The 16,680-nt window shown below is 52.5% G+C and carries 15 protein-coding genes and 1 pseudogene; 6 read left to right on the top strand and 10 right to left on the bottom strand.

Annotation, left to right across the window (positions count from 1 at the left end; genetic code table 11):
* Nucleotides 1-130: 130 nt before the first annotated feature.
* Nucleotides 131-571, bottom strand: coding sequence for a thermonuclease family protein (locus QXT02_RS05335; protein WP_342812380.1), 441 nt, complete (start codon nt 569-571; stop codon nt 131-133).
* 74 nt (nt 572-645) lie between these two features.
* Nucleotides 646-1,845 carry a nickel pincer cofactor biosynthesis protein LarC gene (gene larC / locus QXT02_RS05330; protein WP_342812378.1) on the bottom strand — a complete coding sequence of 400 codons (1,200 nt, stop codon included), beginning with the start codon at nt 1,843-1,845 and terminating at the stop codon, nt 646-648.
* A gap of 114 nt (nt 1,846-1,959) precedes the next feature.
* Between larC and QXT02_RS05325 the strand changes: the two genes are divergently transcribed.
* From QXT02_RS05325 to QXT02_RS05315, 3 genes are read left to right on the top strand one after another with little or no spacing between them, the layout of a single operon-like run.
* Nucleotides 1,960-2,229: a hypothetical protein gene (locus QXT02_RS05325; RefSeq protein WP_342812377.1), complete on the top strand. Its 270-nt coding sequence runs from the start codon at nt 1,960-1,962 to the stop codon at nt 2,227-2,229.
* 4 nt (nt 2,230-2,233) lie between these two features.
* Nucleotides 2,234-4,483, top strand: coding sequence for a CDC48 family AAA ATPase (locus QXT02_RS05320; RefSeq protein ID WP_342812376.1), 2,250 nt, complete (start codon nt 2,234-2,236; stop codon nt 4,481-4,483).
* Between the two features lie 26 nt (nt 4,484-4,509).
* Entirely contained in the window at nt 4,510-4,854 is a 345-nt protein-coding gene (locus QXT02_RS05315; RefSeq protein ID WP_342812375.1) for a PRC-barrel domain-containing protein, read from the top strand.
* On the opposite strand, the gene QXT02_RS05310 is transcribed toward QXT02_RS05315, so the two are convergent.
* Complete coding sequence (locus tag QXT02_RS05310) at nt 4,837-5,523, bottom strand: metallophosphoesterase family protein (RefSeq protein ID WP_342812374.1); 687 nt, start codon at nt 5,521-5,523, stop codon at nt 4,837-4,839. The two genes, QXT02_RS05315 and QXT02_RS05310, sit on opposite strands and share 18 nt — an antisense overlap.
* A gap of 247 nt (nt 5,524-5,770) precedes the next feature.
* Between QXT02_RS05310 and QXT02_RS05305 the strand changes: the two genes are divergently transcribed.
* Nucleotides 5,771-7,102, top strand: a complete 1,332-nt coding sequence (locus tag QXT02_RS05305; RefSeq protein ID WP_342812373.1) for an ABC transporter substrate-binding protein — start codon at nt 5,771-5,773, stop codon at nt 7,100-7,102.
* A 145-nt stretch (nt 7,103-7,247) separates the two neighbouring features.
* On the opposite strand, the gene QXT02_RS05300 is transcribed toward QXT02_RS05305, so the two are convergent.
* The 4 genes from QXT02_RS05300 to QXT02_RS05285 are packed head-to-tail and all read right to left on the bottom strand — an operon-like array spanning nt 7,248 to nt 10,547.
* Nucleotides 7,248-7,958: an ABC transporter ATP-binding protein gene (locus QXT02_RS05300; protein ID WP_342812372.1), complete on the bottom strand. Its 711-nt coding sequence runs from the start codon at nt 7,956-7,958 to the stop codon at nt 7,248-7,250.
* Nucleotides 7,958-8,686, bottom strand: a complete 729-nt coding sequence (locus tag QXT02_RS05295) for an ABC transporter ATP-binding protein (RefSeq protein ID WP_342812371.1) — start codon at nt 8,684-8,686, stop codon at nt 7,958-7,960. Before QXT02_RS05295 ends, QXT02_RS05300 begins: the two co-directional genes overlap by 1 nt.
* Before the next feature lie 3 nt (nt 8,687-8,689).
* Nucleotides 8,690-9,673 (bottom strand): branched-chain amino acid ABC transporter permease, encoded by a 984-nt coding sequence (locus tag QXT02_RS05290; protein WP_342812370.1) that lies wholly within the window; start codon nt 9,671-9,673, stop codon nt 8,690-8,692.
* Nucleotide 9,674: 1 nt separating this feature from the next.
* Nucleotides 9,675-10,547: a branched-chain amino acid ABC transporter permease gene (locus tag QXT02_RS05285; protein ID WP_342812369.1), complete on the bottom strand. Its 873-nt coding sequence runs from the start codon at nt 10,545-10,547 to the stop codon at nt 9,675-9,677.
* 170 nt (nt 10,548-10,717) lie between these two features.
* Here QXT02_RS05285 and QXT02_RS05280 point away from each other — a divergent pair, with 170 nt between their 5' ends.
* Both QXT02_RS05280 and QXT02_RS05275 read left to right on the top strand, forming a co-directional pair.
* Entirely contained in the window at nt 10,718-11,368 is a 651-nt protein-coding gene (locus tag QXT02_RS05280) for a B12-binding domain-containing protein (RefSeq protein ID WP_342812367.1), read from the top strand.
* Complete coding sequence (locus QXT02_RS05275; protein WP_342812366.1) at nt 11,369-12,757, top strand: monomethylamine:corrinoid methyltransferase; 1,389 nt, start codon at nt 11,369-11,371, stop codon at nt 12,755-12,757.
* Nucleotides 12,758-12,863: 106 nt separating this feature from the next.
* On the opposite strand, the gene QXT02_RS05270 is transcribed toward QXT02_RS05275, so the two are convergent.
* The 3 genes and pseudogenes from QXT02_RS05270 to QXT02_RS05260 all read right to left on the bottom strand — a co-directional run bounded on the left by QXT02_RS05270 (nt 12,864) and on the right by QXT02_RS05260 (nt 16,659).
* Complete coding sequence (locus QXT02_RS05270) at nt 12,864-13,559, bottom strand: phosphoglycolate phosphatase (protein ID WP_342812364.1); 696 nt, start codon at nt 13,557-13,559, stop codon at nt 12,864-12,866.
* Nucleotides 13,560-13,569: 10 nt separating this feature from the next.
* Nucleotides 13,570-14,541: pseudogene (gene radA, locus QXT02_RS05265) on the bottom strand (DNA repair and recombination protein RadA); the annotation flags it as partial.
* Nucleotides 14,542-16,659, bottom strand: a complete 2,118-nt coding sequence (locus QXT02_RS05260; protein ID WP_342812362.1) for a DUF2240 family protein — start codon at nt 16,657-16,659, stop codon at nt 14,542-14,544. It abuts the pseudogene before it with no gap.
* Nucleotides 16,660-16,680 lie beyond the last annotated feature (21 nt).

Raw genomic sequence — 16,680 nt, 5'->3', positions numbered from 1 at the left:
GCCTTTTGGATCAACTGAAAATCAGCTGAGATTTTTTAAGCAAATTTTGAGGAGGGGCCACCGAAAGTAATCTCTCTACAAAACAGGCCCCACACCCACCCACGGTCGCCATCACAGCAGGCGAGAACTATTACCATCTATAGGGGTTGAACTCCGATGGCGGTAGGTATAATATTTCAGCAAAACCGAATCGAAGCAGTTCGACGTTGAGGGTTATCCAGCTATTGTCGATACTAACATAGACCAGCGCCAGCGTGCGCCCGTAGCGGTCCCTCGGCTCCAAATCGTCAACGTTAAGCCCGATCTCGGATCCCTCGGGACAAAGGTTATCAACAAATTCCTTGGCTTTCTCGGCCAGCTCTCTTTCAACTGGATCGCTCGAACGCAGCTCCGGGGCATCAACGCCTACCAATCTTACCTTCTCCCCGCCTTCCAGCTCTATAGTGTCGCCATCGATTACACGGGAGACCACCGCGGTCCGCTCGATAATCGGCTGTTCCTGAAAATATGGGTCAGGGGTAAAGTTCTGGCTGTTTAAACTCTCCCCCAACAATAAAAGCAGGACAAGCATTACTGCAATTATCCACTTTTTCAGCGCTCTCCCGCAAAATCTTTGGACGTAGTTCGTAAAAAAGAGCAGAAATTTCACTTCAGCTTGTTCCTGGCGGCTTCCTCCACTGCCCTGATGACCTCTCGAAGAGGTACTCCGGTACGCTGCGCGATGGCCTTGGCATCCTCATATTCTACTCTCCAGTTGACGATTTTGTTGCCCTCCCGTGAAACCTTTACCCGAGGCCTGAACTTTAAGCCAGCGAGCTTGACATCAATCTTTCCTATCTCACGCTCAAGAGTTAACCGATGAACTGCGGGCATCAAGCGAACGCCCAAAGTCCCCGTCTCCTGCATCAGAATCTTACCCAATCGCTCCGAGTCGTTGGGTCTCGCCAGCACCCTCAGCAGAAATCCGGGTCTTCCCTTCTTCATGATAATCGGGGCGGCGTTGGCATCCAAAGCGCCCTCATCCAGCAACTTTTGAATGGTGTAACCGATGACCTCGCCCGAAACATTATCTAAGTTAGTCTCGAGCACGTCGATCTTTTTGATCTCTTGGGTTTCCAATGATTCACCAACGCACACTCGGGTAAAGTTAGGTGAAGGAAAATTCCTACTGCCGGCCCCGTAACCGACCGAGCTGACGCGCATCGGCGGGAAAGCATCCACATAACGATTGGCCAGAGTGGTGATCAGCGCGGCGCCGGTGGGGGTCGTCAGCTCATTCCTGGTGTCGATGCCCACGATCGGTTTTCCCTTGAGTATTTCGAGAACCGCGGGCGGGGGAATGGGTAATCTGCCGTGGGTAAACTTGGTAATGCCTTTGCCGACCGCGATTTCGCTTGAGATGATCTCGCCATCAAACAAACCCAAGTCATCGGCGGCGGTGCATGCCCCGACGATATCGGCAACGGCATCGGCGGCTCCGACCTCGTGAAGGTGAAGCTTTCCCAACGGTCTGCCGTGAACCCTTGACTCTGCCTCAGCAAGTGTTCTCAGTGCTGCGAATACCTTGCCGCGAACTCTTTCCGGCATGCTGATCTTTTTTAGCCTAGTCACGATTTCTTGATAGCCTCTGCCACCTAGGTCCTCCGTCTCAACCTCTACGCGCGTTGCCTTGACGCCATTGACCTCCGCGCGTTTAATCTTCACCTCGACCGGGCTAATGCAGCTTCCTGCGGAGACCATGGCCCGTTTTACCTTTTCGGCTGAGGCACCAGCATCAATGAAAGCTGCCGTGAGCATGTCCCCGGATACGCCAGCAATGCTGCAGTCGATGAAAGCCAGCCTCATTTTTCCACCTCTCAACAATATGTTCTTGATAATAATTAGAGGCTGCGGATTTGTTATATATATAACAAAAGATTTATATAGGGTCGTTTGTTATAAATATAACAAGTGAGCATCATGAGAAAAATATTACTTGTATGGGACGTCAAGTCGCGGGGCTCACCGGCCACCCTATTCTACCGGGCGCTCTGCGGCTATGACTATGAAACCAAATCCGGCCGCAACCACTCGCCAGGCATCCTGGATGAGATCCCCGAGGATGTCTGGGAGTTCATCAACCGCAGCACCCTATTGATCGAGGAAGAGTACGCTAAGATGGTGGAGCGCATCTTTAAGGAATTCGCCGAACATTTGGTTTGGTACAAATTCGTGGTGGAGGAGGAGTGAGATTATGGCTGAAACTGAGCTGAAGCTGGTAGTGGCGGAGAACCGCTACCAGAACTACGTAAATCGCGGTTTTGCCCTGATCGACGAAGGCATCATGAGAAAAATCGGCCTCAGGCAGGGCGACTACATCGAAATCACTGGAACCAGGTCAACCGGGGCCATCGCGATCAAAGGGGCTCCCGAGGACAGGGGACTAGAGATAATCAGGATCGACGGCATGATCAGGCACAACGCCGGCACATCAATAGGAGAAAAAGTCACCGTTCGAAAGGCATCGATAAAGGAGGCTAAATCAGTGACGGTCGCCCCGACAGAGCCCAACGTCAGGCTCATGGGACCGGGCGACGTGATCAAGCGCAACCTCATCGGCAGACCGGTGGCAAAGGGTGACTTAATTGCGCCAACTCCGCCTGAGGCGGAGGTAATGGACGACTTCTTCGGGAGCATCTTCGGCAGCATGGCTCTACCCTTTGGACTTGGCGAGGTGAAGTTCGTCGTCACCAATACCAACCCCACCGGGATTGTCCTCGTCACCGATATGACCAACGTGGAAGTACTTCCCGAAGCAGTAGAGCTGAAGGAACTCAAGGTACCACCCGTCACCTACGAGGATATCGGGGGACTGAAGGTAGAACTCGAACGCGTGCGGGAGATGATAGAACTTCCCCTCAAGCACCCAGAGCTTTTCGACCGGCTTGGGATAGATCCTCCGAAAGGCGTGCTGCTTCACGGGCCACCTGGCACCGGCAAGACGCTGATCGCGAAGGCCGTAGCCAACGAGTCAGGTGCCAACTTCATCTCCATCAACGGTCCGGAGATAATGTCCAAGTGGTACGGGGAATCTGAGGCCCGTCTGCGTGAAATCTTCGAGCAGGCCGAGAAAAACGCTCCTTCTATCGTCTTCATCGACGAACTCGATGCCATCGCTCCCAAGCGAGAGGAAGTCACGGGAGAGGTTGAAAGGCGAGTGGTCGCTACCTTGAACACCGCGCTCGATGGGCTGAAATCCCGGGGCAGAGTCATCGTCATCGGCGCCACCAACAGGCCCAATGCTCTTGATCCCGCCATTCGCCGGCCGGGAAGGTTTGACCGGGAAATAGAAATAGGTGTTCCGGATCGAGAGGGGAGAAAGGAAATTCTCCAGATACACACCCGAGGCATGCCGCTGGCGAAGGATGTGGACCTAGATTACTATGCCAGCATCACCCACGGCTTTGTCGGCGCCGACCTCGAGGCTCTCTGCAAGGAGGCGGCCATGAGCGCCCTGCGCCGAATCCTGCCCGAAATCAAGCTTGATGAGAAAACAATTCCCACCGAGGTGCTCGAGAAGCTCCAAGTGACCAAAAGTGATTTCGACAATGCCCTGAAGATAGTTGAACCATCCGCGATGCGCGAGGTTCTGGTGGAGGTTCCCGATGTACACTGGGATGACATCGGCGGTCTGGAAAAGGCCAAACAGGAACTCCGTGAGGCCGTGGAGTGGCCGCTGAAGTATCCTGAGGCCTTCAAGCGACTGGGCATTGAACCACCACGCGGCATTCTGCTCTACGGGCCCCCAGGAACTGGAAAAACGATGCTGGCGCGCGCGGTGGCTACAGAGAGCGAGGCCAACTTCATCTCCATCAAGGGACCCGAGCTGCTGTCAAAATGGGTGGGAGAATCTGAGCGGGGGGTCAGGGAAACCTTCCGCAAGGCGAAGATGGCAGCTCCGGCAGTGATCTTCTTCGACGAGATCGACGCCCTGGTGCCTAGGCGAGGTTCCGGCTTCGGTGACTCCCACGTGACTGAGAGAGTCATCAGCCAGCTGCTCACCGAACTCGATGGACTGGAAAAGCTTGAAAAGGTTGTCGTCATCGGTGCCACCAACCGTCCTGACCTGATTGACCCGGCGCTACTCCGTCCCGGGCGCTTTGACCGGCTGGTGCTGGTTCCGGCCCCTGACCTGAAATCGCGACTAGAAATCCTGAAGATCCACACCAAAAAGATGCCGCTGGCAAAGGACGTGGACCTCAATCAGATCGCTAAGGAAACAGAGGGCTACTCGGGCTCTGACTTGGCCTCCCTCTGTCGTGAGGCGGCGATGCTGGTACTGAGAAAGGACATCAAGGGTAAAGAGGTCAGTATGCAGGATTTCCGCGAAGCTATGGAAACCGTCAGGCCATCGATCACCCCGGAGATGATAAAAACCTACGAATCATTCGCCAACCGGCTCAGCAAGAGGGCGGTCGAAGAGGCCACCACCATGCACTATTAAACCTTTTAAGGGTCCGAAGAGAACTTATGGCGGAGGTCGAAGTTGTGCAAATCCTAGCGAGCAAGTTGAGGTCCGTAGGAGTGATTACTGACCGAGGTCTTCAGTTGGGGAGGGTTAGCGACATTATCTTTGATGAGAAAGACGGAAGAATCATCTCGCTCATAGTTAAGCCGACTTCAAGGGAAGTGCTCGGGACCATTCAGCGGGATGAGAGCGGGAATGCTCTGGTGCCCTTCAGCGCGGTGATGTCAATCCGCGACTATGTGGTTGTCAACGAAAGGGTCCTCGCTATACAGCAGCTGAAGGCCCAGCCAAAAACCGCACCACAAACGCTGCCACCTGCTTTGCCGCCTCTACCACCCAAAGAATAGCCTTGTGGCCAGCTCCTCCGGAAGTCCTGCCGCCTTTATTTTCTCCGCGGCAGCTTCGACATCGTACTCCACGCGCCGAAAAAGAATCTTCACTTCCCTGCTCAGATCTAACACCGCATAACTCGCCCTAGGGTCTCTATCGCGGGGCTGCCCGACACCACCGGGATTAATGATGGCTTTTCCTAACACCATTCTGTTCATTGGGATATGGGTGTGGCCTAAAACAATTACATCAGCCTCCACCTCCCTCACCACCTCGGCCAGATCCCGGTTGGAAAAATCTGGAAACACGTACTCACTAAGGGGGTCGCGTGGACTGCCATGAACGGCGTAAATCCTCTGTCCTCTGACATTGAACTCAAGATGATGGGGCAAAGAAGCGAGATAATCTAGGTTTTCCTGGCTCAACACATCCGCCGTCCACAGCGCCGCTGTTGCCGCGCGGTCGTTCATTCCCCGCACGTCCTTCGTGACCGCCGCGTAATCGTGATTTCCCATCACCGCCCGGACTTCTTTTGATCTGGCCAGCTTCACCACCTCATTGGGCTCGGCCCCGTAACCCACCAAATCGCCGATGCAGATAATCCCATCAACCTTCGGCATGTCGCTCAAGACTGCCTTGAAGGCCGCAAGGTTGGAGTGGATGTCAGATATCAAACCGATCTTCATCCCCGTCACCAAACTTTTTTACCAAACTCAATTCCAGCGCTACTAATTTTAGAATATTGGTTCAATTTTGCGGCGAATTTTGATATAATGAATTTCCAAACTAATCTTCCAAAAGCCCAGAACTCAAACCAATGTGCTGCTTAAGATCAGAATTTTTTGAGGAACGGTATTTTAGAAATCTATCCTGACGAAAATCTTAAAAACAGTTATAAATAGATCGCAGGAGTTAGTTTATAATGGGGGATAAATGAAAAAGGAGTATATAGCAATTGTCGCGGTAGTGATAGTAGCCATTGCAATTGCCTCAGCGTACGTTATTTCCATGCCGCCACCGACGACCACGACGCCCACCACTCCAACGACCACACCTACACCAACTACGACACCCACCACACCTACGCCAACGACACCAAAAATTGAAAAGGTCAAGATTGGTCTCGTCGAACCAATGTCTGGCTGGGCTTCGGTCTTTGGTATCGAAGCCGCTAATGGAGTTAGAATAGCTGTTCAACACATCAATGACTCAGGCGGCATCCAATCGCTCGGTGGTGCTAAGATAGAACTCGTGGAAGAGGACGCCGGCGAAAGTGTTGACAAAACCAAGTCGGCCGCCGAAAGAATGGCTGGGGTTCATAAAGTTCCTATTGTCTTCGGCGCCTATATCAGCAAGCAAACCTTGGCCATGTGTGAGGTGTTGGATGGAAAAGCAATAGTGATGATAGACGGTCTGTCTGACTACATTATGGAGCAGGGATTCACGACGGTGTTCAGGGCGACCTCACCTGCTTCCTACTTTGGCAGAGGAGCTGTAGCGGGAGTGCTGGACTGGGCAGGGAAAAAAGGAGTAGAAATTTCGACCGCAGCCGTGCTTAACGAGGACTCCGTGTTCGGGAGATACGTACGCATTGGAATGCTAGAGGAGCTGATGAGAAGGGGAGTCAGTGTTGTTTATGAGAAGGAATACTACTACTTGATCACTGACGTTAGCTCAATCATGACGGAGCTTCAGTCGATAAAGCCGGACGCTGTGTTCCACTGCCCATACTTCAACGACGCCATGTTGTTCGCCAGAGCGGTCCATGAGCTGGGATCACCGGCCAAGATCTGGGCAGGTGGAGGAGCCTGTGGCTGGGTTGACTCAGCTTCAATAAGGGAAGGTGGAGAAGCCGTTGAGTACTTCACCAACTCCTATGTGTACAACCCGAGAAAAGACACCACTTGGAACAAGAAGTTCCTCGCTGACTTCAGAGCGCTCACCGGAGAGGATCCAGCCGATGCCGCTGGTGAGGCTTACTTCTCTATCTGGGTGATAAAAGAAGCTCTGGAGTTGGCAGGCAAGAGATACCCACAGGACCCGCTGAACGTCAATCATCTCGCGGAAATTCTGAGAACAATTGAAGTAACTTCCGGACCAGCAATTGAAACCTATCCGGGCACAAAGATAGCCTTCGACGAAAGAGGCGAAACAAAATATCCAGGTATTCATGTGATGCAGGTACAAAACGGAAAATCCGTGACGGTGTGGCCCTTCGACGTGGCCGACGGGGATATGATTATTCCAAGGCCTGACTACTCGTAAACACGCAATAGCAAACTTTTTATTTTTTCTTTTTTCGCTAAAACAGGTAGACCCAGATTTCAAATCTCTTTTGGTGCCTGAAAATTGGAACCAGCTAGAACGCACGACGAATGCGTCTTAAAATTTTCTTAATTAAAAAATTGAGCTATTTGCCACCCAAATAAACGGTTTTAACGTGTCTATTCTTACACAATCCCTTTCCCGAGCCGCTGAGACAGATTCTCCCATTTTCTAAAACATAGCCTCTATCTGCAAGAGCTAACGCCTGAGCAACGAATTGTTCCACCAAGAGTATCGTGACGCCCTGTTTCTTCAGCATTTTAAGAACTTCAAATATTTCCTCGATCAGCTTAGGGGCTATTCCCAACGAGGGTTCATCCAGCATGAGAAGGGAAGGATTCGACATAAGTCCCTGTCCCACCACCAACATCTGTCGCTCGCCCCCACTCAGCGTCCCGGCCCTCTGGTTTTCCCTTTCCTTCAGGCGAGGAAAAAGATCATAGACCAGCTTTAGCCCTTCTTCAATCCTCTCCCGGGCTTTAAAGGCCCCTAAATAAAGATTTTCCTTCACGGTAAGATTGGGAAAGATCCTCTTGCCCTCCAACACGTGCGAGATGCCCAACTTTGATATTTCGTGAGGGCGAAGCCTGCTAATTTCCATTCCTTTAAAAGTTATTGATCCGGATGATATCGGCACCAATCCGGATATCGCTCTCAGCAGCGTCGTTTTACCGGCCCCGTTCGGTCCCACGACAGTTACCACCTCTTTCTCTCCAACCTGAAGCGAAACGTCATAAAGAACCGGAATTTTGCCATAAGAAACGTTAATGTTTTTCACCGAAAGCAAAACTTTCATCAGATCAACCCTCTACCCAAATAGGCCTCAATCACCTTAGGATCTCTCGCGACACTTTTCGGCGTCCCTGTTGAAATAATGCTACCGAAATCCATAACCACTATCCTAGGACAAAGCTGCCAGATTATCCTCATCACATGCTCGACCAAACAAATGGTGATCTTCATTTTTCTTTTTAGCTTTTGAATCATGGCACCAAGATCATCCAGCTCACTTGGTGTTAAACCAGCACCGACCTCATCGATCAGCAAAAGTTCAGGTCCGGTGGCTACTGCCCTTGCTAGTTCAACCAACTTCAACTGGGAAACGTTTAAAGAAGAACAACTCTGCTGAGCGAGTCGAGTTAAGTCGAAAAATTCAAGAATTTCACCGACCTTTCTCTCCAGTTCTTTCTGGTCGTTGGTGAGGCGATAGGCACCTACCTTGACCGAATCCCAGACCGTCATGTTGGCAAAAGGTCTCGGAATTTGAAATGTCCTAGCTATACCGATTTCATTTCTCTTGTGAGGCAGCAGGTTTGTGATATCTTTACCCTTGAAATATACTTTGCCTTCATCAGGGGACAGCAACCCGGCAATCAGGTTAAATAAAGTTGTCTTGCCCGCTCCATTGGGACCGATTATTCCGAGTGTTTCACCCGGGGTGATTTTGAGGTTCACCTTATTGACCGCAACCAATCCCCCAAATCTTTTTGTCAGATTAACCGTTTCGAGCAAGGCAGTTGACACTTTTTAGCCCCTCCTTTTGAACAGTCCTTTGGCCCGAATATAAGCTTCCTTGAACATGGGACCTACCCCTTGCGGTCGGAACAAGACAATGACCAGCATGGCCAGTCCATAAATCACCCAAGGCAGGCCTCCCATGGTACCGACGGTGAATCTCGCGACCTCACTTATGCCCACCAAGATGAAAGCCACGATTGGTGCTCCGTAGATCACACCGAGCCCGCCGATGATTCCTATCGAGGCAATTGTGATGGTGAAAAAGGTATCGAAATGATCTGGATGATAGTTGCCGAGTAAGTTCACGTAAATGGCTCCCAGCATGCCGAGAATGAAAGCGTAAATCATGAGAGCTTTAAGCTTATATCTCCGAACATCAATTCCCAGCGAAGCTGCTGCTTCTTCATCAGCCCCTATGGCAAACAGATAATAACCCGTCTTTGAGTTCTTTATCCTGTAGTTGACATATATGATAACTGCCAGCGCACCGACCAAAATGTAAAAATATGGCAAGAATGAGTCAAAACGCATGAGGATGGGATTCGGCTTGCCTAGCCATCTTTCGATAGGACCACCCACGTCCTCCCATACGAGAAACAAAATTCTCAAAATCGGCACACTGGCAATCGAAGAAAGTGCATACCAGAATTCCCTCAGTTTGAACCTGAAGGTTGGATAACCAAGTAGCAGGGCAAAGCCCATGGCCACCACGCCACCGAGGGGCATCCCCATCCAAAAGGGTATTCCAAATCTCGTGTAGAGAGTTCCTGAGGTGAACATCCCGAGCCCAACATAGGATGCTGCCGCTAAGTCGAACTGGCCGGCCATACCACCGATTATATTCCATGCTGAGCTGGCACAGGCGTAGACCAGAATGACGCTGAAAGTGAAAGTATAGTACTCATTGAAGCCAAAGAAAGCAGGGATTAGGGCTATGAATAAAAACAGTATTGCTGTTAAAAGGATTTTTTCGGAGATAAACTTTTTATTCAAGCTATCTCCTCCCCCAGAGTCCCTTAGGCCGCAACCAAAGCATCAAGATGAAAATAATGAAAACCACTAGCATGGCGGCTCGGGATTCCCAGATAACTGTGGTGAGCGCCTCGATAACTCCTAGAATACAACCGGCAAAAATCACCCCTTTGATTGTACCCAGCCCGGCCAGACACAAGATAACAAAAAGCAACAAACCATATCTAAGGCCAATGGTTGGATCGACAAAGGAATAAGTCATCATTACTGCTCCGGCTATCGAGGTCAGGCCTATCCCGATTCCGAACGACAACATGTAGAGCCGCTCGGTGTTGATGCCCAACACTTCCGTTGCCACCCGATCATCGGTTATAGCCCGAATACAGAGACCAGTATATGTCCTATTCAAGAAATAATGAATCAAGATAAAAGCACCGATGCTTATCAGAGCACCGACTATGCGTGACTGAGGTAGTAACAGCCCACCGATCTCTATTGACCCGCGGACAATTGTGAAGGGTATACTTCTCGGGTCAGAGGACCAAGCCACCTGTGCCAGACCACGGACCATTATCATCAGACCTATCGTTGCCGCGATTTGGGAAAGTGCTGGGCCTTTGAGGGTGCGTCTAGCTATGCTCTTGTAAACCAATATCCCTAAAAGGAAAAACAAGGGGACGGCCAAAATTGGTGAAAAAATCGGGTCCAATCCAAAAATTACAAAGAGCCAAAAGGTTACATACATGGAGAGCATCAGGGGAAAGTCGCCGTGTCCGAAGTTTACAAAATCCAATATTCCATAAATGAAAGCTAATCCCAGACCACCTAACGCGTAGATACAACCCACCAGCAAACCAATTACTGCAGTTCCAATTAGCATCTCGAGGGAGACCATTCTATCAGTTTAGTTATTTTGATTTAATTATTTAAGTCTTCACTGATGAAAATCGAAAAATTTGTACTAGATCTAATTTCCTCAAACTTAATAAATCGATGACCATTCTAAAAAGCCAAGTCTACCACAAAATACTTATACAATTCTCAACAAGAAAAATCGGTAATTTAATGATAGAGGATTTGAAGCGGAGCATAATCGAATATGACGTTGATTCTGCCAAGAGGATTGCTGAGGAGATGGTCAAGGCCGGAGTTGACCCCATCAGGGCCGTGAACGAGGGCATCGCCCCGGCGGCCAAGATCGTCGGGGACAAGTTCGAGAAGGGAGAGTACTTCCTGCCCGAGGTGCTGCTGGCCAGCGAGGCGATGAAGGCCGCGGTCGACATCCTGCTGGCCAAGTCAAGCTCCAAAGCCCGGGAGGAGATCGAGAGCAAGCGACTGGGCAAGGTGGTCATCGCCACCGTCAAGGGCGACATCCACGACATCGGCAAGACGATCCTGGCCCTGCTGCTCGAGGTCAACAACTTCGAGGTCCACGACCTGGGGCGCGATGTTGACTCGATGGCCATCATCCAGAAGGCCAACGAGGTCAAGGCCGACATCATCGCCCTCTCGGCCCTGATGTCCACCACTCGGGGCGCCCAGAAGGAGGTCATCGACCTGCTCGAGGGCATGGGCCACCGCAAGAACTTCATCGTCATGATCGGGGGCGGCTCGGTGGACGAGGATTGGTTCCGCAGGACGAGGGCCGACGGCTGGACCGAGAACGCCGCCGAGGCCGTCGAGCTGGCCAAGAAGCTGGTCGCGGAGAGGAGATAGATGCCGGCGCCACCGTGGCGGATCAACGAGGTCCTGGAGCGCGCCGAGACCGGTCCCATCTGCACCGAGAAGGAATTCGACACCAAGATCCTCTTCCCCAACCTGAAGCGGGTGATCAAGGAGTACGACATCAGGTTCGATCCGGAGCAGATCGTCTTCTCCGACGACTCCCTGGCCGACGACCTCTGGAAAGCCGCTTGGGATTTCTACCTCTCCGTCGGAACCTACTGTACCAGCACCTACCGCAGAATACTTTTCAGCGAGGAGGAAATTAAGGAAGCCATGTTCAGCATGAGAAACGAAATTACCGTGGGTGAAGGACAGGACTCAAGGAAATGGTCGCCGAGAAAAGTGGAGGACACAAAGCCACCGGGATGCCTTTTCACACCGGTTGGCGTTAGATGCTCTGAGGACTTGTTCATCCCGATTGAAATGGCCTACATCAAGGAACCGCTGGCAGACGCAGTATCATCACCCATTTTGGAGGAGATTGAGGGAATGCCATTGAAAACTGGGGCACCCTCCGAAACCCAGGGAGGAATGGTCCACGCGATGCTGGCGAGAGAGGCCGCCAAGAGGGCCGGTAGACCCGGGATAGCCATAGTTCTCACCGGAACAGCACTGCAAGCGGCTGCCCAGATCGCCACCAGCGAACAAGAGTGGGGAGCCAGAAAAACCGATATCAGGTTGGTCTCGATAATAAGCGAGCTCAAAATTGACAACGACCTGCTGACCAAGATGCTACACTTCCACCAGAACGGTCACCTCTGCGGAACGCTGACAAGCCCGATGCTGGGCGCATACGCCGGCGCCGAGGGGACGGCAATAATCGGTGTTGCCTCCCACATCCAAGGGCTGATGGTCAACCAAGGATATTTCACCTGCTATTTCCCCATCGACAAGATTTACTTCTGCAACACGATGAGGGAGATGCTCTGGGTGGTGAGCGGCACCTATCAGGCGATCGCCAGAAACTCAAAGTTCATCTCAGGGTCCAACGGGTTTGCCGTCGCGGGCCCATGCACCGACATGGTCCTATATGAGGCTGCCGCTCACGGAATAACCAGCGCCGTGTCTGGTACCAGCATCCTCTGGGAAATTGCCACCGCTTCTAACAAGCACAAGGAAAGAACCACGCCGATGGAAGCGAGGTTCGCCTGTGAGTCCGGACTCTCCGCAGTTGAAAGTAGAATGAAGAGGGAAGACGCCAACGAGATCGTCAAAGAACTTTTGAAAAAATACGAGCACCGGATAAAGGACGCACCGCTGGGAAAAACCTTTAGGGAATGCTACGACGTGGAAAGGAAGAAGCCGACTCAGGAATATTTGGACCTTTATCGAAAGATCAAAAACGAACTGCGCGACCTTGGTGTAGAGTACCGGTACTAGGCCCTTTCAAGCAAAAAATAACACCGGCAGATTCCCTACTCATTTATGAAAAGCATTTTTCACACGACAATTTAATGCAAGGCCTATTACCTTGGACAACGCCAAACTAGCTGCGGGCGGTAAGCTTGAGGATCTCTTCAACCGCCTCGGCAACACCCCTTCCGTGAGGGGAACGGGTCACCCGCTGCGATGCCCTCTTTGCTTCCTCAACCGAGTTGGCCACCGCGAAGCTCAGCCCAGCCAACTGCAACATCTCAACATCATTGTAACCGTCTCCTATCGCGGCGATCTCGTCCAGTGGAACTTTGGTAATCATAGACACCTTTTTCAATGCATTTCCCTTATTGACCTCAGGTCTACGCAGATGAATGGCCCACCCTGAATCTACCGCGATGACGGGAAGGTTCCTTTCCCGGATGACCTTCCTCACCTCCTCCAGTGGAACCGTCTTCCTGATGACGACGCCGGTGAGCCGGTCCGGGTTGCTCCTAGTGGTCTCGATGTTTCCAAAGGCCTTCATGAGTTCGGCGAAGGCATGGTCCGCATCCACCCTGTCGCCAAGCACGTGCATCTTCTCAGTATTAAAATCAAAGACAATGCCGCCATCTTCAGCTATTAGGGGTCCCGAGGTGCCGATGAGAACAGAGGCGGCCTCAGCAAACCTGAAGATGTTGCCGGTGGCGATCACGACCGAAATTCCTGCGGCCTCAGCCCTCCTAATGGCCTCGACAGCCACTAGATCAAGCCGTCTGTCCCGGTAGGTCATGGTGCCGTCGATGTCCACGGCCAGAAGCCTGATCAAAAAGACACCTTCAGTCCTTTATCCCTTGCTCAGTAATCCGGAAAACCGCCTCACGCTCGGGAAGGTTGGGGCTGTCAAATATTCTGGCGATCCTCCTCTGTTCCTTGGATTTTCTGAGGTAGATGCGGGTCGTCGCAGAGTGGGCAAGGATGTGCCCGCCGATGGGCTTGGTAGGGTCACCAAAGAAAATATCCGGCCTCGCCTGCACCTGGTTGGTCACGAAGACGGCCAAATCATGCAGGTCGGCGATCCGGTGCAGCGTCATTAGGTGTCGGTTCAGCTTCTGCTGTCTCAGAGCCAGTGTCTCCCTTCCGGTGAACTCGGCCCTGAACTGAGCAGTGACTGAGTCGACAACGATGAGGCGAATGTTCTCCCGCTCAACGACCTCCTCGGCCTTCTCTGCTATCAGAACCTGCTGGTCAGTGTTGTAGGATCTTACATAGTAGATATTCTGCAGGACCTTCACGGGATCGAGACCCACGCCCAATGACATGTCCCTAATCCTCTCCGGCCTGAAGGTGTTCTCGGTGTCGATGAAAATTGCCTTGCCGTCAAGACCCTTCTGCTCCTTGGGCAGCTGGACATTAACACAAAGCTGGTGGGCCAGCTGCGTCTTGCCCGAGCCGAACTCCCCGAAGGCCTCGGTGACCGCTTGGGTCTCCACCCCGCCGCCCAGCAGGTCGTCGAGAGAGGCGCTGCCCGTCGTTATCAGGCCCACCTTCTCCCTTTTTTCCAGCACCTTGTCCGCGGTGACAAAGGAGCAGAAATCAGCGGCCTCCCTAGCCGCAGCGATAATCTTCTTGGCCTGTGCCTCCCCAAGCTCGGCGGCCTCCCGCAGCTCGGCGACGGTCGCTGCTGCTATTGACTCAATAGTCCGGTAACCAGCCTCCCGAAGCTTCTCCGCCGTGGCCTCGCCGACCCCGGGAAGGTTTTCTATCGTTTTTTTGGTGACCTCGGACAACAATCTCTCCCCTTTATACTTTCACGTCATTTCTTTTAGCCTTTTGAGAAGCAACCTGGCCTCTTCCAGCGGGCCGGCCACCCTAAACTCCTGGGCCCGAATCTCCAGCTGATCAAGATATCTGTCCCGCCTCGTGATCCCAAAAACTATCAACTCCCTCCCGACTAGTCCCAGTCCATGATAGAACGCGGCTAGATCTGGATTTGACTTGAGGTAATCAAAAACCTGCTGGGCACTCATCCCTAACAGCTTCTCCGCCACTCTTCCGAAAAGGACCACACGAATGTTCCCGGTGCCATCATCCACTAGAAAGCTGATCACCATTCGGTGGTCCGGAGTGACTGATTTGCCACATTCCTCACAGATCAAGCTGGTTTCTGAGCCCACGATGCTCCGGCCGCAGCTGGGGCAGACATCGAATATTGGCCGGCGATGAAAAACCTGTATCACCGTCCCTCGAACCTCCACCCTCATCCCCTCCCGGTCGATCTTGGAAATATCCACGCGCTCAGGCTCCTGCACGGCTGGCTCCACTGCTGCCACCTGCGGCACCTCCAAAGCCGGATTCAGCTCCAGCTTTCCTTGGCTGCCCAGATGAAGCTCCACCTGGCCCAGATTGCTAAGAGTGGTATAAGCATCAACCAGCCTCACCACGTCACCAACCTTAAGCTGCCCAACACTTTCCGCGTGCTCCTGCCAGAGTGAAACCCTGATCGTCCCCGAATCGTCACTCAAGACTACCGACGCCACCGTTCCTTTTTTTCCATCCGGGCGGGTGAACTCGCGTTTCTCGGATACCTCCACAACCCTGCCGGCCACCTCCACGGCGTCAAGATTAGGTTCAAGCTCAGCTATCTTAATAGGCTGCGGCTTTGGCTCAGCCACGATGACCCCGGGTGGATTTATCTCAACCTGAGTTGTTCTGCCTACATGAATCTCGGGCTTGCCGCTCAAGCCAACACGAGTGTAGGCATTCTTCAGCAGAACTCTGTCATTGACCTGCAGATGCTGAGCTAGATCCGCTGCTAGGTCCCAGAACGATGCCCGCACGGCTCCGGTGTCATCCGCCAGAATCACGCTTAAGACCCTGCCTGTGGATCCGTCACTGCGTTTGAACTCGCGCAAGGGTAATTTGCGCTTCACAATTGCTGCCACGTCAAGGGATCGCATATCGGGTTCAACTTCACCTAGCTTCAGCGGCCTCTCCACCGGCTCAGGAAGTTCTAAAATGCCCGGTGGATTTTTCACCAACCGTCCGCCTGCGCCGAGGCTCAACTCAACCCGACCACCCAGACCCTGTCGAACCGTGGCATTTTCCAGCATCACCACATCTCCTCGGCTGATCTCCTTTGCCGCCTCAGCCCAATCGTCCCAGAGCGAGACCCTCACCTGTCCAGTATCATCCATGAGAATTAGCGCGGCCACCTTTCCTGTGGTTCCATCAGGCCGGTCAAAAAACTTAACTTCGCTAGACGTGACCACCCGTCCCACCACATCAACCTCAAGCAAATGTGAACCCAAATCAGCTATCTTCGTCCGTGAGCTGGAAAGAGACGGCAACTCCGTGGCCAGCGGGTGATCGGGGCACAAAGAGATGGTACCGCGGGCGCCGAGGCTAAGTTCAGGTCGCTTATCCCAACCTTCCCTGACATAAGCGCCCTGAACCTTGATGATATCTCCCTTCTTCAGTCCTCCCTGCTTCAGGATTGAGGCCTTATCATTCCACAGGACCAGCCTTATCTCACCTGTTGCATCCTGAAGGACTAAGCTTCCCACCTGCCCTGGCTTGCCGCCTGGCCTTTGAAACTCCCTAGGCTCCTGGATCCTAACCACTCGGGCCAGAATGTCAACCTTGGACATCCCGGGCAGCAGGTCCTCGATGCGAAGCGGTCTGACCTCTGGTTCCTTACGCTCGAAAATGACCCCGAGCTCACGGGCGACGATATTCGCCGCTCCTTCCAAAGTCACAAAGCCGCCGAGTTCCTCCTGCTTGCCGCGAATTCGGGACATCACCTCATCGCGGCTCAACCCCGTCGCCTCCAAGATGCTCTGAACCATCTGCTCAAAAGTCCTCTCCACGCCCAGCCCCGAAAGAACTCTTCCTCCCAACTTATAGAGATTTTTGAAAACAGGAGCCACAGGTCTCCACCTTGGAATTGA

The organism is Hadarchaeum sp. (SeqCode), from assembly GCF_038871235.1.
GTDB lineage: Archaea > Hadarchaeota > Hadarchaeia > Hadarchaeales > Hadarchaeaceae > Hadarchaeum.
Note: the sequence above shows the minus strand (reverse complement) of the source record. Positions and strands in the feature narration are given on the sequence as shown.